We start from the raw sequence: 19,222 nt of genomic DNA, 5'->3' as shown, positions 1-19,222 counted from the left end.
TCCATATAATATAGGGGAAGAGGTGAACGGAATGTCTTATACTCACTTACAAGTACATAGCGGTTACAGTTTGATGAATAGTACCATTCAAATCCCTCTTTTAGTAGAGAAAGCCAAAAGTCTTGGGTTTACGTCATTGGCATTAACAGATGAGAATGTATTAAGTGGTTCTATTTCCTTCTATCAGCACTGTATAGAAGCAGGGATAAAACCAATTATCGGTTTGAGGTTGGTGATATCCTTTAAAAATGAACAAGTTCCAGTTACCTTACTCGCTAAAAATAGTACCGGCTATCATGCCCTCCTTCAACTTAGCACAAAGAATCAGCTGAGTGATGAATTACTTCAACTGACTGATCTAACGCCTTCTGCCAATGACTTGGCAGCTGTCGTGACTGTTTCTGATACTTCCTGGGCTGATGCCTTAATGAATCAGTCATTTACTCGAGTGAAGGAAGAAGTAGAAGAGTGGCAGGGAGTGTTCCATAACTTTTATTTAGGGGTAAAAGACTATGGACTTCACGTGGAAAGACAGCTTCATACCATATTAAAAGAATGGACTGATGACACTCAAATTCCTGTTACTAATATGAATCAAGTAAAGTACTTAGATAAAGAAGACGCTGAAGCTTATGAATGTTTACGAGCAATAGCGCTTAATACTCCGGTTCAAAAGGAACATGAAGCGACAGAGGGGCATCAATATTTAAAAAGCCCAGAAGAGATGCGGACTTACTTTAAGGATTGGTGGCCGGAAGTGTTAGATAACAATAAAGAAATTGTTGACTTGTGTAATCTAACGCTTGACCTAAATCAGACTCTGCTCCCTTCCTACCCTGTTCCAGGAGGTGAATCGGCAGATGACTATTTAAGAAAAATTTGTAATAACAAATTGAAAAATATTTATTCAGAGGAAAATAAAGAAGCACAAGAACGTTTAGACCGAGAGTTAGAGATTATAATTTCTATGAAATTCAGTGACTACTTCTTAATAGTATGGGATTTTATAGATTATGCTAGAAAGAATGGGATTGAAGCTGGACCGGGCAGAGGTTCAGCTGCAGGTTCAATCGTGAGTTACCTGCTTGGTATAACCAAAATTGATCCGTTAGCATACGACTTATTATTTGAAAGGTTCTTAAACCCGGAGAGAATATCCATGCCCGATATCGATATAGATTTTCCGGATGATCGCAGAGACGAAGTTATTGAATACGTTGCCCACAAATACGGACGAGAACATGTAGCTCAAATTTGTACGTTTGGAACGTTCGCAACAAGAAGTGTCTTGCGAGAACTCTTTAAAGTGCTGGAAATTGATGAGAACGATGCATCATTTATATTAAAACAGCTGCCTGGAGGAACAAGCCATTCACTGAAAGCAGCAGTTCAGCAGTCTGATCCCTTAAAACAGTATATTCGCTCCTCACCCCAGTTAATTAAACTGTTCCGTGTTGCGTCAAAGCTTGAAGGGTTGCCGAGGCACGTCTCCACTCATGCGGCCGGGGTAGTTATAAGTGAGAAACCACTTATGAATTACACGGCTTTAATGCAGGGCCAGGGAGAGGTCCTGCTTACTCAGTTGGCTATGGGAGATTTAGAGAACATCGGGTTATTAAAAATGGATTTTCTTGGTTTGCGGAATTTATCATTGTTAAGAAAAATGGAAAGTAAGATTAGAAGCTACAAACAGCCTGATTTTCGTTACAACCAGATAGAACTAAACGATCAAAAGACACTTGAACTGCTGCAGCAAGGACGTACCAATGGCGTATTTCAACTTGAATCTCAAGGCATGAAGAGTGTGCTGAGACGACTAAAGCCTTCGAATTTTGAAGATGTAGTAGCTGTTAACGCGTTGTACCGACCTGGTCCGATGGAATATATACCAGTATATATTAAGCGCAAGCACAACAGGGACAGTGTAGAGTATCCACACCCTGCACTTCAGCCAATACTAAAGAAAACATTTGGGGTACTTGTATATCAAGAACAAATTATGCAGGTAGCTCAAAAAATAGCAGGTTACTCCCTTGGAGAAGCTGATTTGCTTCGCAGGGCAGTAAGCAAAAAGCAGCGGATGGTTCTTGAAGAGCAACAGCAGCAATTTGTGCAGCAATCTGTAAAGAACGGTTTTGACCATGCCGTTGCCAATCAGCTTTTTGAATGGATTGTTAAGTTCTCTAATTATGGATTCAACAGAAGCCACGCTGTAGCATACAGCTTTATATCCTATCAATTAGCCTATATTAAAGCCCATTACCCATCTGTTTTCATGGCGGAATTGATCAATTCTACTTTAGGAGACAAAGATAAACTAGCGTCATACGTCAGGGAGGCAAGAGATTTTTCTCTTAAAGTGAAACCTCCATCAATCAATAAAAGTTTTTCTTATGCAAAAGATGAACATGGGGCAATCCGGCTGGGGTTCCTCTCTATTAAGGGAATCGGCTATCCTGCGGCTCAGGCTATTGTGGAAGAACGAAAAAAAGGGAAGTATAAAAGCCTGCACGATTTTTGTTTGCGATTACAAGTCAAGGAGATAAACAGAAAAATACTGGAGTCGCTCATAATGGCTGGATCATTTGATGAACTGCAGCAAAATAGAGCGAGTTTATTAGCAAATATTGATCAAGCATTAGAGCAGGGGGAACTCTTTAGAGAATTTCAGGACATGCCTGATTTATTTTCCTTTGACGGAGACATAGAAGGTCAGTTAGATTCAGTTGAACCGTTTCCAGTACTAAAAGAACTTTCATTAGAGAAAGAAGTGTTAGGAATTTACTTGTCTAAGCATCCATTGGAGAGCCACCGTCGTCATTTAGCTTCAAATGGATATATTACACTTCGGTCCAGTTCGAACCTTAGTCATAAACGTGCGGCCCGGACAGCTTCTGTCATTGATGAAATCAAACAAATCCGTACCAAACGTGGCGATCCAATGGCGTTTTTAACGATAAGTGATGAAACGGATGAGATGGAAGCTGTATTATTTCCTGATGTTTATCGCGAAGTGAAACAACAGCTGAAAGAAAACCAACTCGTTATAATTGAAGGTAAAATCGAGAAAAGAAATGAGAAAAAACAGTGGATTATTAACGAAATAAGCGAATTTAATAAACTAGATTTTTCTTCTGAGGAAAAAACAAGGTTGTTTATTAAAACTACTAAAAAGGACGAGCAGCAATTACTGGATAGGTTAAGGAAAGTTGCATCATATTTCCCGGGCAATACGACTGTACTCGTTTTTGTTGAAGATGATCGGAAAACATACCAGCTCGACTCTTCTTATTTTGTAAATCCAACAGAATCTTGTTTAAAAAAGCTTTATGATTTTTTTGGAGAGGAATCAGTTGTCTTAAAGAGAGAATAGAAGAATTATCGGGAAAACTTAAAATCTAAGTCCACTATTTTGAAGTTCTTTACACAAGCTATTGATCTGTTATAATTAAGAGGTTAAATGTGGTCTGACCACTTGATTCGGTATTATTCTACAGTTCTAAAAGGAGCGTGTACCTGTGACGAATTTAAGAGACGAAGCACTACATATACACCGTGCTAACAAAGGTAAATTGGAGACTAATTCAAAAGTACCCGTCAGAAATGCGAAAGATTTAAGTTTAGCATACTCTCCGGGAGTAGCGGAGCCGTGTAAAGAAATCTATGATCATAAAGAAACGGTTTATGATTACACGATGAAGGGCAACATGGTAGCAGTGGTAAGTGACGGATCTGCTGTACTGGGGCTTGGCAACATAGGTCCTGAGGCTTCACTTCCGGTTATGGAAGGAAAGGCTGCTTTATTTAAAAGCTTTGCGGGAGTAGATGCTTTTCCGATCTGCTTAAATACAAGAGATATTGATCAAATTGTACAAACTGTCAAATTAATGGAGCCTACATTCGGTGGTGTTAACCTAGAAGACATCGCCGCTCCGAATTGCTTTATCATTGAAGATCGGTTGAAGAAAGAAACTAATATTCCAATTTTTCATGATGATCAGCACGGCACTGCTATTGTTACTGTGGCTGGTTTAATGAATGCTCTTAAAATCACAGGGAAAAGCTTTTCTGACATTAAAGTTGTCGCTAATGGTGCCGGTGCAGCCGGGATAGCTATTATCAAACTTCTTTATCACTTTGGTGTGAGAGATATCATTATGTGTGATTCAAAGGGAGCAATTTATGAAGGGCGAACTTCAGGTATGAACGATGTCAAAGATGAGATTGCTAAAATCACCAACAAGAACAAACAGGAGGGCAGCCTTGAAGAAGTCATGGCCGGAGCTGATGTGTTCATCGGCGTATCTGTAGGAGGGCTGCTTTCAAAAGAAATGGTTTCTCGTATGAACGATGATGCGATTATTTTTGCTATGGCTAACCCGGAACCGGAAATTATGCCGGAGGATGCAAAAGAGGCAGGTGCTCGCGTTATTGGAACAGGGCGTTCTGACTTTCCTAATCAAGTGAACAATGTGTTGGCGTTTCCCGGCATTTTTCGAGGAGCCCTGGATGTACGAGCGACCAGAATTAATGAAAAGATGAAAATTGCTGCTGCAGAAGCAATTGCTGAGCTTGTCAGTGATGAGGAATTAAATGAGGATTACGTTATTCCTGCTCCGTTTGATGCACGTGTGGCGCCTGCGGTTGCAGCAAGTGTGGCAAAAGCAGCAATGGAGTCTGGAGTCGCACGTCACCATGTCGACCCTGAAGAAGTAGCAGAGAAGACAAGGTATTTGACGTTAATAGATGAAGAGTAGTTAACCCTTGGAGAAAGGCCGCTGGCTTTTCTCCTTGAATTTTGTCATTATGAAAGGGGCCTGTTCAATGACCCATACGTTAGATGAAAAGGTGTATGAAGGAGTGTTGGAACAGATAAAGGCTTACATTGAAGATAAAAAACTTGAGCCTGGAGATAAGCTGCCTTCTGAACGAATGTTCAGTGAATTGCTGCAAGTAGGAAGATCTTCAATTCGTGAAGCTTTACGCGCCCTGGAACTATTAGGTCTGATTGAAACTCGACGTGGTGAAGGAACATTTATGAGAGCGTACCGCCCATATCATATGGTGGGCCTGCTGTCTAAGTTTCTTTTAACTAATACAAGAACAAGAGAAGAGTTACTGACAGCTAAAAAAATGTTAGAAAAAGAAATAGTACTATTATCCATCGGACATTTATCGGAAGAACAGATGGACAAAATAAAAATCTTACTTCCAACCGAATGTAATCCTGAAGCTCATCAGCACTTATTCACATACTTATTTGAACAATCCTGCCATCCCCTGCTATTATCGATGTGGCAGTTTATTTGCGGATTTACTCATACGGTACATGATATTACGTATTCAACGAAATGGTATACATGGTTATATGAAGCTCTGGCCGATCAATCCAAAGAGAAGGTTTACTCTTTGTTCACTATAGATGAAACAAGCTGTTAGAACATAAAAATCGACAGCTTTCGTTATCAACCGCAGGAGAATTTATGTATTATAACATAGAAACGACCCTTGTCCTAAAGGAGGAATTGCCTTGCTAAGAGATTTTTTCAGCAAGAAAAAACGATATGCATCCATACCTAGTCAAGAGGCAAAACAGGATGTGCCTGAAGGGCTTATGCAGAAATGCCCTAGCTGCCAAAAGATTTTCTATAGAAAAGAACTTATTCGAAACATGAACGTTTGTCCTCATTGTGACCATCATCACAGCTTAAATGCTTTTGAGCGGATTGAGCATTTATTTGATGACCACTCTTTCGAAGAATGGGACAAGAATATGACCTCAACTAATCCACTGGAATTTCCTGACTATGAGGAAAAGTTGGAAAAGGATCGTGTGAAATCAGCTTTAAATGAAGCTGTAATTACTGGAAAGGCTTATTTAAATGGAAATGAAACAGCTATAGCTGTTATGGATTCCCGTTTCCGCATGGGGAGTATGGGTTCAGTAGTAGGTGAAAAAATTACGAACGCCATAGAGAATGCCAGAAAAGCCGGTCTTCCATTCATTATATTTACGGCTTCAGGAGGAGCAAGGATGCAGGAAGGTGTCTTAAGCTTGATGCAGATGGGCAAGACATCTGTAGCTTTGCGGCGTCTTCATGAAGATGGCGGTTTATTTATCTCTGTTATGACCCACCCGACCACTGGGGGTGTGTCAGCAAGCTTTGCTTCCGTCGGAGACTACAATTTTGCAGAACCAGGAGCATTAATTGGTTTTGCTGGACGCCGGATTATTGAACAGACGATTCGTGAAAAACTTCCCGAGGATTTCCAAACTGCAGAGTTTCTTTTAGAACATGGACAATTAGACCGTGTAGTTCATCGTCATGAGATGAAGGAGACCCTTTCCACTGTTCTGGATATTCATCGTAAGGAGGAGCAGCAATGAAGCACGTATTGGATTTTGAGAAACCGGTAATTGAGCTTCGGGATAAAATCACGGAATTAAAGAGGCTGACCGAGGAAAGCGAAATGGATTTGAGTGAAGAGATTGCCACCTTAGAAAAAAGGTTGGAAAACCTGGAAAAAGATGTTTACGACCGAATGGCTCCCTGGGATCGGGTCCAAATGGCAAGACACCCTGAACGTCCGACTACTTTAGATTATATTGAACATTTGTTTAGTGATTTTCTTGAGCTCCACGGAGACCGCTTGTTTGGAAATGATGAAGCAATCGTGTCGGGAATCGCTAAATTTAATGATCAGCCGGTGACGGTTATCGGTCATCAACGAGGTAAGGATACAAAAGAAAATATTAAACGAAATTTTGGAATGCCTCACCCGGAAGGTTACCGGAAAGCATTACGGTTAATGAAACAGGCTGAGAAATTTAATCGACCTGTTATTACGTTCATTGATACGAAAGGTGCTTATCCTGGACGTGCGGCCGAAGAACGGGGTCAAAGTGAAGCGATAGCCAGAAACCTGGTAGAAATGTCTGGTCTGACGGTGCCTGTTATCTGTATCGTTATTGGTGAAGGGGGAAGCGGCGGAGCCTTAGGGTTAGGGATAGGAGACCGGATTTTTATGCTGGAGAACTCCACCTATTCGGTTATTTCTCCTGAAGGGGCAGCTGCTCTCTTATGGAAAGACTCTAATCTAGCTCAAAAAGCAGCAGAGACGATGAAGATCACCGCTCAGGATTTAAAAGAATTAAATGTAATTGATGATGTGGTTCCTGAAATCAGAGGCGGGGCACATCGTAATATTGAAAGCCAGGCCCGACGAATAGAAGAAGTTATACAAAAGGCGTTAGCTGAATTGATAAATAAAGATAAAGAGATACTTTTAGAAGAACGGTTCGACAAATATAAAAAAATTGGCGATTACACCGAACTTAATATATAATTAGACTCGGAAAATGAATAGGTCGTCCTTTTGCAAGAAAGTCGCACTATCAGAATGTGCGGCTTTTGTCATCTTATGGGAATGGGCGCGCTTTCATAAAAATCGTATTGGTTTGATTTCGTTAGTATTTGGGCACACAGATTAAAAAGGAACATTTTAATTTTTTGAGGTGATGGAACATGAAGAAAATTGGTGTATTAACTAGCGGCGGGGATTCACCGGGCATGAACGCAGCTATCCGTGCGGTTGTCCGAAAAGCGATATATCATAATGTCGAAGTATATGGGATTGAACACGGCTATCAAGGTTTGATTGATGGCTCAATTAAAAAAATGGAACTGGGTTCTGTCGGTGACATCATTCAGCGGGGAGGTACGATGCTTTATTCTGCCCGCTGCGAGGAATTTAAGACTGAAGAAGGACAGGAAAAAGGCATTCAACAGCTGAAAAAGCATGGAATTGAAGGACTTATCGTTATTGGTGGAGATGGAAGTTTTAAAGGGGCGAAGAAGCTCACTGAGAAGGGATATCCTTGTATAGGAGTTCCAGGTACAATTGATAATGACATTCCGGGTACTGACTTTACAATAGGGTTTGATACAGCCTTAAATACAGTAATTGATGCAATCGATAAGATTCGTGATACGGCTACTTCTCATGAACGCACCTATGTTATTGAGGTAATGGGTAGAGACGCCGGGGACCTGGCATTATGGGCTGGACTAGCTGACGGTGCTGAAAGTATTATTATCCCTGAGATGGATGATGAGTTTGACGAAGTTATAGAACGTTTAAAAAGAGGACATGAACGTGGTAAAAAACACAGTATCATTATTGTAGCTGAAGGCGTCACAAGCGGTGTCGACTTTAGTAAAAGAGTGGAAGAAGCTACAGACCTTGAGACACGCGTAACGGTTCTGGGCCACACTCAGCGCGGCGGTTCTCCATCCGCCAGTGATCGTGTTTTAGCAAGCCGGTTAGGCGCTTATGCTGTTGATCTACTTATGCACGGCAAGGCCGGCTGTATGGTGGGTATTGAGAATAATGTGCTGGTCGACCATGATATTCTTGAAGTGCTGAACCGTGATCATTCTATTGATTTAGATATGTACCGGCTTTCTAAAGAACTTTCTATTTAATTTTTTTGTTAACAAGGCTTTTGAGGAGGAAATATCTATGATTAGAAAAACAAAAATTGTAAGTACGATTGGTCCTGCATCCGAGTCTGTTGAAATTTTAACAGATCTCATTAACTCAGGTATGAATGTCGCACGTCTTAATTTCTCCCACGGAGATTTTGACGAACACGGAGCCCGGATAAGAAATATTCGTGAAGCTGCCTCGGTAACCGGGCAGACCGTAGCGATTTTACTAGATACCAAAGGGCCTGAAATCCGTACAGGTTCCCTAAAAGATGGTGAAGCATATTTAGAAAAAGGAAATACTGCTTATGTAACGATGGAAGAGATTGAAGGAACTGCTGAACGTTTCTCTGTGACTTACCCGGGTCTTATTAACGATGTGCATACAGGTTCGAAAATTCTTCTGGACGATGGTTTAGTTGAATTGAAAGTAGAAGAAGTATTAAAAGATCAAAATGAGATAAAAACCACCATATTAAATAATGGACTCTTAAAAAACAAAAAAGGTGTCAACGTGCCAAACGTCAGTGTGAATCTGCCGGGCATTACTGAAAAAGATGCTAGGGATATTGAATTTGGAATAGAACAGGATGTAGACTTTATTGCAGCTTCTTTCGTCCGTCGTGCTTCAGATGTGCTGGAAATTAAAGAATTGCTTGAACAACACAACGCCAGCCATATTCAAATCATCCCTAAAATTGAAAATCAGGAGGGTGTCGACAATATAGATGACATTCTTGAAGTAAGTGATGGACTGATGGTGGCACGTGGGGACCTTGGAGTTGAAATTCCGCCGGAAGATGTTCCGCTTGTACAGAAGAAATTAATTAAAAAATGTAACAGAGTAGGAAAGCCTGTAATTACAGCTACTCAAATGCTTGACTCTATGCAGCGTAACCCTCGTCCAACACGTGCGGAAGCGTCTGATGTGGCAAATGCGATTTTTGACGGTACTGATGCTATTATGCTTTCTGGAGAAACTGCTGCTGGCGATTATCCTCGCGAAGCGGTACAAACGATGTCAAATATTGCTACAAAAACAGAAACAGGCTTAAACTATAAAGCTATCTTAGATGAACGTTCAAAACATAGTGATATGACGATTACGGATGCGATCAGCCAGTCTGTAACCCATACAGCGATTAACTTAAAAGTTAATGCAGTGGTTACACCTACTGAAAGCGGACATACGGCTCGAATGATTTCGAAATATCGCCCTCAGGCTCCAATAGTAGCGATTACTTCCAGTGAGCGGGTAAATCGCAAGCTGTCGCTTGTATGGGGGGTATATGCCGTTATGGGACCTCAATCCGAGTCTACTGATGATATGCTCGATGTAGCCGTTGACCGTGGACTGGCTTCAGGTATAGTGACTCGAGGAGACCGAGTTATAATTACAGGAGGAGTACCGGTTGGTGAGAGCGGTACAACGAACCTTATGAAAGTTCATGTGATCGGCGATGTCTTACTAAAAGGTCAGGGAGTAGGACGTAAAAGTGCTTACGGGCGTGTGGTCGTAGCCAAAAATGCCCAGGATGCAATTGATCGTGTAGAAGAAGGAAATATTTTAGTAACCTATAGTACAGACCGTGATATGATGACTGCCGTTGAAAAAGCTGGAGGAATTATTACTCAGGAAGGCGGTTTAACTTCCCACGCAGCTGTGGTTGGTTTAAGTCTTGGGATCCCGGTGATCGTCGGAGTAGAAGATGCACTGGACAAGATAAAAGACGGATCTGATCTCACTATGGACAGTACACGTGGTGATATATACGAAGGGCACGCAAGCGTCCTATAAGTCGTGAAGTAAAGGCAGAGAGGTTCTCTCTGTCTTTTTTTCGCTTGTTCATGTTATATTCGATATAATAGATGAAATGGTTAAGAAAGGGAGATCATATGTTTCGCTGGTTATTGTTGTTTATTCTAATTGTACCAGCTTTAGAGATCGGGTTATTAATCTGGGCCGGAAATTTAGTGGGTCCATGGTGGGTCATACTGCTTATTATATTTACTGGAGTATTAGGGGCCTGGTTAGCTAAGCAGCAAGGTTTGGAGACATTGCGCAAAGTGCAGAATTCAATGGCTCACCATGAATTGCCAGGTGATGCTTTACTAGATGGTGCCTGCGTGTTAGTTGGGGGTGCAGTTCTGTTAACTCCTGGATTTATCACTGATGCCGCAGGGTTCTTATTGCTTATTCCAACTACGAGGGCACCAATGAAGGCAGCGCTGCGGCGCTTGATTAATAAACTTATGGATCGCAATACGATCACAATTTATAGACGCTGATCAGGAAAAGGAGTCTGGTTCTACAATAACCGGTCCTCCTTTTTTTATGTATTGGTGAGAATTTAAAGGTGAAAACCGCCGCAGCTATTTTCCTAAAATATATTCCCAGAGCTGGGAGGGTACTCCGGAGGAATGCATCGCTTTGAAAAAGGCGATAATAATGGGGGTAATAATAATGGCCACTCCTCCCCAGATTTGAAACCCTATAAAAAGTCCCATCAATAGTAATAAAGGATGAATACCAAAGTGAGAGGCTAATACTTTTGGTTCGAACAATTGACGGCACACTACAACCGTCATATAGATACAGGAAAGTTGAATAGTCATACCAAACTGGTCCGTAAAAAATGCGTATGTTATCCATGGGAGAAAAATCACCCCTGTCCCAATATATGGGATGAAGTCAATGATTCCTGCAAGAAGTGTAATTAAGAAAGGGTGAGGATGTTTTACAATAAGCATTCCAATGAAAACAATAACCATCGTTATCGTCATTAAAATAAGCTGGGCTTTTAGCAACTGTTTTAGTGTTGCTTTAAAATTAGTGGCAATCGTTTTAATAGGTGAACGCAGTCTGCTGGAAAAATAGTCATGAAAAATAGACTGAATTTGGTCCCAGTCCTTACTAATGAAAAAAGTTGAAATAAGGATAAATCCTCCTGCAATCAGCATACTTGGCAGGTTAGTAAGTAAACCGCTTACCATTTGCAGAATAGCGTGTAACTGCTCAATACCGAACTGGACAAGCCGTTGCTTAATCTCTTCTAAATAACTATATAAAGAAGAGTTAAAAGAAGGATTAAATGTACCGATCCAATCTTTCACATAGGTTAAAGCAAAATCAATCCAGCTGATAAATTGATTATGAAATACATTAATTGTATGTACATAACCAGAGAAGTCCTGATTTGACAAATCCTGAATAAATGTAATGACCTTCGTTACCGCTGCAGCGAAGAAGGTAACCAGTGAGCCTACACTAATGATAAGAATGGTTATTACGGCGACTGATTTAGGAACTTTAAACGTGGTATGAAGAATGCGGATCAGCGGCTGAATGAGCCAGGAAAAAGTTATAGCAACTATAAAAGGAAATAAAAAATGCCACATAAAGAATACAATAAAATAAATACATATAAAACTCAAAAGGACGATCGATAATCGACCGAGCTGCTGGATATTTAAAGACTCCATCTTATGATCTCCTTTGATAAAATATAGGAAAATTTGCTATTAAATGTTGGAAATTAACCGGTTTCAATTCACAATCAAGTCAGAATACTTTATAATTGTCGGTGGGGAAGAAATCCTATTATAATTTAAAGAGAATTAGTAAAGCGTTTTCTCGGACTTCAGGAGGGAATGTAGCATTATTTCAAAAGGAGAGATCTTATGGCATCAACTAAAGGATTAGAAGGTATTACAGCTACAGAATCGACAATTAGTTCGATCATTGATGACAAGTTAACCTATGTAGGTTATGACATTGATGATTTAGCCAACCACTCCAGTTTTGAAGAAGTGGTTTACTTATTATGGAATCAGAAGCTCCCTACGCAAAATGAACTTCAAGAGTTTAATCAGGAGCTCGTCTCAAATATGGACATTCCAGATGAAGTAATTGCACACCTTAAGTCATACGATTTATCTACAGTGCATCCAATGGCTGCTCTGCGTACAGCTATTTCTATGCTTGGATTATTTGATTCTGAGGCCGATGAAACGGACGAAGCCGCAAACAAGAGAAAGGCTGTACGTCTTCAGGCAAAAATATCGACTATTGTTACTGCTTTTTCCCGTATACGTAAAGGTCAAGAGCCTGTATCTCCTAAAAAAGATTTGAGCTTTGCTGCAAACTTTTTATATATGTTAAATAATAAAGAGCCTGAGGATGTAGAAGTGGAAGCAATGAATAAGGCTCTTGTTCTGCACGCAGATCACGAGTTAAATGCTTCAACATTTACGGCCCGCGTATGTGTGGCTACTCTATCTGATGTTTATTCTGGAGTAACTGCTGCGATTGGAGCTTTAAAAGGTCCATTACACGGGGGAGCGAATGAACGAGTGATGCAGATGCTGACTGAGATTGACTCTGTAGAAAATGCGATTCCAGCGATTAAAAAGAAACTGGAAAACAAGGAAAAAATTATGGGCATGGGACACCGCGTGTATCGGAACGGAGACCCTCGTGCGAAACACCTTAAAAGGATGTCCCGTGAATTAACAGAGCTTACCGGACATTCTAAATACTATGAAATGTCTATTAAGATTGAGGATTATATTAAAGAAAACAAAGGTCTTCCGGCTAATGTGGACTTTTATTCTGCATCGGTTTATCACAGCTTGGGGATTGATCACGATTTATTCACACCAATCTTTGCGGTCAGCAGGGTTTCCGGCTGGTTAGCACATATTTTAGAGCAGTATGCGGATAATCGTCTCATTCGTCCGCGGGCAGAGTACGTAGGGCCAAAAGGGCAGACGTACAAGCCAATAGAAGAGCGCTGATTTAATACTACGCTTTTTATTGTGATTAATTTAACGTATGATGAAGAGGGAGATAATATCCCAGTTTAATCTTGCAACTATTCTTAGGAGGGTTTACTTTGACACAATCTCAAAAAATCTCAGTAGAACAAAATGGTAATTTAAATGTACCTGACCGCCCGATCGTTCCATACATTGAGGGAGACGGTATTGGACCGGACATTTGGGCTGCAGCCAGCCGTGTTATCGAAGCGGCAGTAGATAAAGCTTATAGTGGCGAGAAATCCATCGAGTGGAAGGAAGTACTCGCAGGTCAGAAAGCATATGACCAAACAGGCGAATGGCTTCCAGGCGAGACACTGGACACAATTAGAGACTATAAAATAGCGATTAAAGGTCCTTTGACAACTCCAATTGGGGGAGGTATCCGTTCACTAAACGTTGCTCTTCGCCAGGAACTTGACTTGTTCACCTGCCTGCGTCCCGTCCGTTACTTTGAAGGTGTTCCTTCACCTGTTAAACGTCCTGAAGATACTGACATGGCTATCTTCCGTGAGAATACTGAAGATATTTATGCGGGTATTGAATGGCAGCAAGGTACACCTGAAGTGAAAAAAGTAATTGATTTTCTTCAAAATGAGATGGGTGTACATAACATTCGTTTCCCTGAAACTTCTGGAATCGGTATCAAGCCAGTTTCTGAAGAGGGTACAAAACGTCTAGTACGTGCGGCAATTGATTATGCGTTAAATGAAGGCCGCAGAAACGTGACGCTCGTGCACAAAGGAAACATTATGAAATTCACTGAAGGATCCTTTAAGAACTGGGGATATGAAGTGGCAGAACAAGAATATGCTGACAAAGTATTCACATGGGCTGAGTATGACCGCATCGTAGAAAAAGAAGGAAAAGATGCTGCTAATGCTGCGCAGGATAAAGCAGAAGCGGAAGGCAAGATCATTGTGAAGGATGCGATTGCTGATATTTTTCTACAGCAAATCCTCACTCGTCCGAAAGAGTTTGATGTCGTTGCGACTATGAACCTGAATGGAGATTATATCTCCGACGCACTAGCCGCACAGGTAGGTGGAATTGGAATTGCTCCAGGTGCGAACATTAACTTTGAAACAGGACATGCAATTTTCGAAGCTACTCACGGTACTGCACCTAAATATGCAGGCTTAGATAAGGTTAACCCGTCTTCTGTAATCTTGTCCGGAGTCCTAATGCTTGAACACCTTGGCTGGAGAGAAGCAGCTCAGCTTATTTCTCAATCAATGGATAAAACGATTGGCAGCAAAGTAGTAACGTATGACTTTGCACGCATGATGGATGGTGCTACAGAAGTGAAATGTTCAGAATTTGGTGACGCTCTAATCAAAAACATGGACTAAGAAAGGGGATCATTATGGCAATCAGAAGAAATAAAATTTCAGTTATTGGTAGTGGCTTCACCGGCGCTACAACTGCTTTGATGTTGGCCCAAAAGGAACTTGGAGATGTAGTACTTGTCGATATTCCTGATATGGAGGATCCCACTAAAGGCAAGGCGTTGGATATGCTTGAAGCCAGCCCGGTACAAGGTTTTGATGCTAAGTTGTCAGGCACAGCTAAGTACGAAGATACAGAAGGCTCAGATCTTGTAATCATTACAGCTGGGATCGCTAGAAAACCTGGAATGAGCCGTGATGATTTAGTAAATACAAATTCAAAAATTATGAAGAGTGTTACTAAAGAGATCGTTAAATACTCTCCTGATTGCTACATTGTGGTTCTGACGAATCCTGTTGATGCCATGACTTATTCTGTGTTCCAGGAAGCCGGGCTTCCTAAAAATCGTGTCATCGGTCAGTCCGGCGTCCTTGATACGGCGCGTTTCCGTACGTTTGTTGCTGAAGAGCTTAATGTTTCCGTTAAAGACGTAACTGGCTTCGTTCTGGGTGGTCACGGTGATGATATGGTCCCGTTGGTTCGTTATTCCTTTGCAGGCGGTATCCCGCTTGAGAAGCTCATTTCTAAAGAACGCCTGGATGAAATCGTTCAGCGCACCCGGACAGGCGGAGGAGAAATTGTAGGACTGCTTGGAAATGGAAGTGCCTATTATGCACCTGCTGCGTCCCTGACACAAATGGCAGAAGCCATCCTTAAAGACCAGCGCCGTATTCTTCCGGCTATCGCTTATCTTGAAGGTGAATACGGGTATGAAGGTATTTACTTAGGCGTGCCGACCATCCTGGGCGGTAATGGTATTGAGGAAATCATCGAACTGGACTTAACGGAAGAAGAGAAAAATCAGCTTGACCAATCAGCTGAATCTGTTAAAAGTGTTTTAAATGTATTAAACTAAAGATAGAAGGATTCGAGGATATCCTCGAATCCTTTTTTACATCATTTGAACGAAGAAGTTTCAAATTTCATTTTTTGGAAACGCTTTCTAAAAAGGGGTGAACGTATGATAGGGAAAAAAAGAAAGCTGGGAAGAAAAATCGATGAATTAAAGAATGGAGAAAGTTACACCGCTTCATCTGCAATTGAAGACCGTGATCTGCTTATGTATCTTGGACTTACTGATGACGCCAATCCACTTTACATTCAACATGATTACGCATCAGAAACTCCTTATAAAAGACCAGTCGTACCCACGGTAATGATTTTCGGCAAGATTTCGTCCATCATATCCATGCATTTGCCAGGTCCAGGCAGTCATATTATTAAGCAGCATCTCAATTATCCAAAACCTCTTTTTCATTACAGTGAAATAAAAATAACAGCTGAGATAAGCTTAATTAATAAAAGAGATCACTTTATTGAAGTAAATATCGTTGGATATGACGATGAAGGGGATGAGATTGTGAATGGTCTTGTTACTGTGCGTCCCCCTTATGAGCCTAAATCAATGAATGCCAGCTCATTGGAGAATTTTTATTAAGAGAGAATCAGGGAAGAGACTGGATCATAAGTAAAGCAATGATGGTAAAAAAATAAATAGGATAAACGCAGGTCATTATCGTAGTCAAAGTGTTTAAAACTCCTGTGGGGGAAATATCTTTGCTTGGCGCAAAAATAATCCGAATTGATTTCAATAGAATCATTCGGATTATTTTTATGTTTAATCGTTTTTTGTTACAGCTTCACTTAATTGTTTATGGAATGTTTTTCCTGTTATTTCTGTGTAAAAATTGTAAAGAAACGTGCCAAACTGTAAACTAATATGTATCATTAAAGTGAAGACACATAATGTTTACTGGGGGTATTCGGAATGAGCGAAAAGATTTTAATTGTAGACGACGAAGAATCTATTGTTACCTTACTAAAATATAATATCGATCAAGCAGGTTACAAGACGGATGTTGCCTATACCGGGAACGAGGCCCTTGAGAAAGCTTCCTCAACAATATACGATATGATTGTTCTCGATGTGATGCTCCCTGAAATGGACGGCATGGAAGTGTGTAAACAACTTCGCCAGAAACAAGTTCAGACACCCATCCTAATGCTGACGGCTAAAGATGATGAATTTGATAAAGTGTTAGGTCTTGAACTTGGGGCAGACGATTATCTGACTAAACCATTCAGTCCCAGAGAAGTAGTCGCAAGAATTAAAGCAATTCTTCGGCGGATGACCAGAGAGCCCGCCGAAGAAACAGGACAGGCTATTCAAATTGCTGACTTAAAGGTTTATCCTGAACAGTACGAAGCAACAATTAAAGAAGAACCCCTTGTTTTTACCCCAAAAGAATTCGAGCTGCTGTATTATCTGGCTCAAAACATAGGCCGTGTGTTATCCAGAGATCAGCTGCTGAGTGCAGTGTGGAATTATGACTTCGCGGGGGATACGCGGATTGTAGATGTACACGTAAGTCATTTAAGAGAGAAAATTGAACCAGATACAAAAAAACCTGTATATATTAAAACTATACGAGGCTTAGGGTATAAGATGGAGGTACCTAAATAAATGAGGTCGAAAGCCAGGCCTTTATTAACTTATACGATTCTAGTCATTATTGTAATGGTAAGCCTTGGTATATTACTCGCTCAGCTGACACGGAGTTATTTTATAACTATTCTTGAAGAAAGAATCTCTGTAGAGAGTGAATACTTTGTGACTTACGTAGAAGGCTTTTTACAGGGAGAAGCTGTTACGAGAGATTCACTAAACAACTTTAGTGAGGAAATTAATACAAGTTTAGTCTTTGTCTCGGATGATGGAGAAAAACTTATTGATACGGTAGAAGTTAATGAAGAAGTTAATGAAGAAACTAAGGACCGGATAATCAATCTAGTGAATCAAAACGAGGAGGAGATGAGAGAGGGAAAACTGGTGGAAGATGTTTTCTATTATCCGCTCCCTCAAACAATCGGTGATACTTCCGGGACCCTTATACTTATATCACCAGTAGATTCTTTATCGAATATTACGAAAAACATATGGTTGATTATCGGCATGACACTGCTTATAGGTTTAATAGCGATCTTTTTTATAGGTTTTAACGTGTTTGCCAATTACATTCGTCCTATACGTGCTGCTGCAGGGGTAGCTGATGAGCTGGCAAAGGGGAACTATAAAGCCAGAACTTATGAAGGACACTTTGGAGAAGCGGGACAGTTGAGCCGCTCGATAAATATTCTGGCCAGAAATTTACAGAAGATGACAACTTCTAAAGGAATGCAGGAAAATCAATTAGAAGCTGTTATTAATAATATGGGCAGCGGTTTAATACTTATCGATGAAAAAGGCTATATTCAGTTGGTGAATCGTGCATTCATTGATAGCTTTGGAGGATCAAGGCGGGATTATGTTGGATTCCTTTATCATGATTCGATTCCTTTTACAGCGATACATGAAACTGTGCAAAACATTTATATGTTTGAAGAAACAGTCAGCGAGACCTTTATTCTGCCACTGGACATTGATCGCAAGCATTTAGAGGTTACTGGGGCTCCTATTTTCAGTGATAGGAAAAAATGGAAAGGTATTGTGCTTGTTTTTCATGATATTACGAATCTAAAGAAGCTTGAACAAATGCGCAAAGATTTTGTAGCCAATGTTTCTCACGAGTTGAAAACACCAATTACATCTATAAGAGGGTTTTCGGAAACGTTGCTGGATGGAGCTATGAAGGACGAACAGATGCTGGTACAGTTCCTTGAAATTATTTTAAAAGAAAGCGGAAGGCTGCAATCTCTCATTCAGGATTTACTGGAACTCTCAAAGGTGGAAAGAGAGGACTTCCATTTAACCATAGAACAAATTAATATGCAGAACTTCCTAAGCGACCTTGTCCCTATCGTCCAGCACCATGCGGAAAACAAAAACATTACCCTTGAGACTAACATTGAAGGCCATACCGTAGTAGAAGGCGATTCGAGCAGGTTGAAGCAGGTTTTTATTAATTTAATGTCGAATGCCATTAATTATACGGGTGAAAAGGGGAACGTGCAGCTTGACTTTAAGGAGTATGAAGACCATGTCATAGTAAGTGTAAAAGATAATGGTGTAGGTATTCCTGAAGAAGAAGTACCTAGAATCTTCGAACGCTTTTACCGCGTTGATAAAGCAAGAAGCCGGAACTCTGGTGGTACAGGGCTGGGACTTGCCATTGTTAAACATATCGTTGAAGCTCACCATGGCTCTATTCAAGTGCACAGTGAAGTTGGCAGGGGCACTGTATTTCATGTCAAACTTTTTAAAGAATTTACAAATAATTAATATTGTATTGAAAGTATGTTTACTTTTCTTTGATACGATACAGTTGAAACCCTTTCATCCAAGGTGTTTTCTCTTTGATGAGCAGAAGCTTCCCTCGCTTCTGCTCTTTTTTAGTTTAGTTATTGCGGTGAAAATCAGTTTTATGCCGGCCGTAAGGGTTTATATTGGGATAAATTTATTTAACTGAGTCGGATCTATAGCTTGCGTTTTTTCTTCTTGTTCATGAACGTGATAGAATAAAGACAAA

The 19,222-nt window shown here is 40.6% G+C and carries 15 protein-coding genes; 14 read left to right on the top strand and 1 reads right to left on the bottom strand.

From position 1 onward, the window contains the following. The first annotated feature begins 31 nt into the window (after positions 1 to 31). The 8 genes from dnaE to C1A12_RS14175 all read left to right on the top strand — a co-directional run bounded on the left by dnaE (position 32) and on the right by C1A12_RS14175 (position 10,778). A complete protein-coding gene (dnaE, locus tag C1A12_RS14210; RefSeq protein WP_101844633.1) occupies positions 32 to 3,373 on the top strand; it encodes a DNA polymerase III subunit alpha in 3,342 nt (1,113 codons plus the stop codon). A gap of 145 nt (positions 3,374 to 3,518) precedes the next feature. Beyond that, positions 3,519 to 4,757, top strand: a complete 1,239-nt coding sequence (locus tag C1A12_RS14205) for an NADP-dependent malic enzyme (RefSeq protein WP_101844631.1) — start codon at positions 3,519 to 3,521, stop codon at positions 4,755 to 4,757. Positions 4,758 to 4,824: 67 nt separating this feature from the next. Next, a complete protein-coding gene (locus tag C1A12_RS14200; protein ID WP_101844945.1) occupies positions 4,825 to 5,439 on the top strand; it encodes a FadR/GntR family transcriptional regulator in 615 nt (204 codons plus the stop codon). A 91-nt stretch (positions 5,440 to 5,530) separates the two neighbouring features. Beyond that, a complete protein-coding gene (gene accD / locus C1A12_RS14195) occupies positions 5,531 to 6,388 on the top strand; it encodes an acetyl-CoA carboxylase, carboxyltransferase subunit beta (RefSeq protein ID WP_101844630.1) in 858 nt (285 codons plus the stop codon). Continuing rightward, the gene (gene accA / locus C1A12_RS14190) at positions 6,385 to 7,347 is read left to right on the top strand and encodes an acetyl-CoA carboxylase carboxyl transferase subunit alpha (protein ID WP_101844629.1); all 963 of its coding nucleotides are present in this window, start codon (positions 6,385 to 6,387) and stop codon (positions 7,345 to 7,347) included. Before accD ends, accA begins: the two co-directional genes overlap by 4 nt. Before the next feature lie 179 nt (positions 7,348 to 7,526). After that, the gene (gene pfkA, locus C1A12_RS14185) at positions 7,527 to 8,486 is read left to right on the top strand and encodes a 6-phosphofructokinase (RefSeq protein WP_101844625.1); all 960 of its coding nucleotides are present in this window, start codon (positions 7,527 to 7,529) and stop codon (positions 8,484 to 8,486) included. A 40-nt stretch (positions 8,487 to 8,526) separates the two neighbouring features. Further along, the gene (gene pyk / locus C1A12_RS14180; protein ID WP_200816604.1) at positions 8,527 to 10,287 is read left to right on the top strand and encodes a pyruvate kinase; all 1,761 of its coding nucleotides are present in this window, start codon (positions 8,527 to 8,529) and stop codon (positions 10,285 to 10,287) included. A gap of 98 nt (positions 10,288 to 10,385) precedes the next feature. Continuing rightward, the gene (locus tag C1A12_RS14175) at positions 10,386 to 10,778 is read left to right on the top strand and encodes an FxsA family protein (RefSeq protein WP_101844621.1); all 393 of its coding nucleotides are present in this window, start codon (positions 10,386 to 10,388) and stop codon (positions 10,776 to 10,778) included. 84 nt (positions 10,779 to 10,862) lie between these two features. On the opposite strand, the gene ytvI is transcribed toward C1A12_RS14175, so the two are convergent. Continuing rightward, positions 10,863 to 11,972 carry a sporulation integral membrane protein YtvI gene (gene ytvI / locus C1A12_RS14170; protein WP_101844619.1) on the bottom strand — a complete coding sequence of 370 codons (1,110 nt, stop codon included), beginning with the start codon at positions 11,970 to 11,972 and terminating at the stop codon, positions 10,863 to 10,865. Between the two features lie 198 nt (positions 11,973 to 12,170). On the opposite strand from ytvI, the gene citZ reads away from it, so the two are divergent. The 6 genes from citZ to pnpS all read left to right on the top strand — a co-directional run bounded on the left by citZ (position 12,171) and on the right by pnpS (position 18,975). Continuing rightward, the gene (gene citZ / locus C1A12_RS14165) at positions 12,171 to 13,286 is read left to right on the top strand and encodes a citrate synthase (RefSeq protein ID WP_101844617.1); all 1,116 of its coding nucleotides are present in this window, start codon (positions 12,171 to 12,173) and stop codon (positions 13,284 to 13,286) included. A 98-nt stretch (positions 13,287 to 13,384) separates the two neighbouring features. Further along, entirely contained in the window at positions 13,385 to 14,659 is a 1,275-nt protein-coding gene (gene icd, locus C1A12_RS14160) for an NADP-dependent isocitrate dehydrogenase (protein ID WP_101844610.1), read from the top strand. A 14-nt stretch (positions 14,660 to 14,673) separates the two neighbouring features. Further along, entirely contained in the window at positions 14,674 to 15,612 is a 939-nt protein-coding gene (gene mdh, locus C1A12_RS14155) for a malate dehydrogenase (RefSeq protein ID WP_101844608.1), read from the top strand. Between the two features lie 105 nt (positions 15,613 to 15,717). Next, positions 15,718 to 16,194 (top strand): enoyl-CoA hydratase, encoded by a 477-nt coding sequence (locus C1A12_RS14150; RefSeq protein WP_101844606.1) that lies wholly within the window; start codon positions 15,718 to 15,720, stop codon positions 16,192 to 16,194. Between the two features lie 330 nt (positions 16,195 to 16,524). Then, positions 16,525 to 17,220, top strand: coding sequence for a response regulator transcription factor (locus C1A12_RS14145; RefSeq protein WP_101844604.1), 696 nt, complete (start codon positions 16,525 to 16,527; stop codon positions 17,218 to 17,220). Next, positions 17,221 to 18,975, top strand: a complete 1,755-nt coding sequence (gene pnpS / locus C1A12_RS14140) for a two-component system histidine kinase PnpS (RefSeq protein ID WP_101844602.1) — start codon at positions 17,221 to 17,223, stop codon at positions 18,973 to 18,975. The last annotated feature ends 247 nt before the right edge of the window (positions 18,976 to 19,222 follow it).

This window comes from Halobacillus sp. Marseille-P3879 (genome assembly GCF_900240285.1).
In the GTDB taxonomy this organism is placed as follows: domain Bacteria; phylum Bacillota; class Bacilli; order Bacillales; family Halobacillaceae; genus Halobacillus_A.
The sequence above is the reverse complement of the archived record's forward strand: the minus strand, read 5'-3'. Positions and strand labels throughout refer to the sequence as shown.

What these genes read in the sequence shown, in the direction of transcription:
- dnaE (WP_101844633.1), top strand. Translation starts at nt 32, where the DNA reads ATGTCTTATACTCACTTACAAGTACATAGCGGTTACAGTTTGATGAAT.
- C1A12_RS14200 (WP_101844945.1), top strand. Translation starts at nt 4,825, where the DNA reads ATGACCCATACGTTAGATGAAAAGGTGTATGAAGGAGTGTTGGAACAG.
- accA (WP_101844629.1), top strand. Translation starts at nt 6,385, where the DNA reads ATGAAGCACGTATTGGATTTTGAGAAACCGGTAATTGAGCTTCGGGAT.
- pfkA (WP_101844625.1), top strand. Translation starts at nt 7,527, where the DNA reads ATGAAGAAAATTGGTGTATTAACTAGCGGCGGGGATTCACCGGGCATG.
- C1A12_RS14175 (WP_101844621.1), top strand. Translation starts at nt 10,386, where the DNA reads ATGTTTCGCTGGTTATTGTTGTTTATTCTAATTGTACCAGCTTTAGAG.
- ytvI (WP_101844619.1), bottom strand. Translation starts at nt 11,972, where the DNA reads ATGGAGTCTTTAAATATCCAGCAGCTCGGTCGATTATCGATCGTCCTT.
- citZ (WP_101844617.1), top strand. Translation starts at nt 12,171, where the DNA reads ATGGCATCAACTAAAGGATTAGAAGGTATTACAGCTACAGAATCGACA.
- mdh (WP_101844608.1), top strand. Translation starts at nt 14,674, where the DNA reads ATGGCAATCAGAAGAAATAAAATTTCAGTTATTGGTAGTGGCTTCACC.
- C1A12_RS14150 (WP_101844606.1), top strand. Translation starts at nt 15,718, where the DNA reads ATGATAGGGAAAAAAAGAAAGCTGGGAAGAAAAATCGATGAATTAAAG.
- C1A12_RS14145 (WP_101844604.1), top strand. Translation starts at nt 16,525, where the DNA reads ATGAGCGAAAAGATTTTAATTGTAGACGACGAAGAATCTATTGTTACC.
- pnpS (WP_101844602.1), top strand. Translation starts at nt 17,221, where the DNA reads ATGAGGTCGAAAGCCAGGCCTTTATTAACTTATACGATTCTAGTCATT.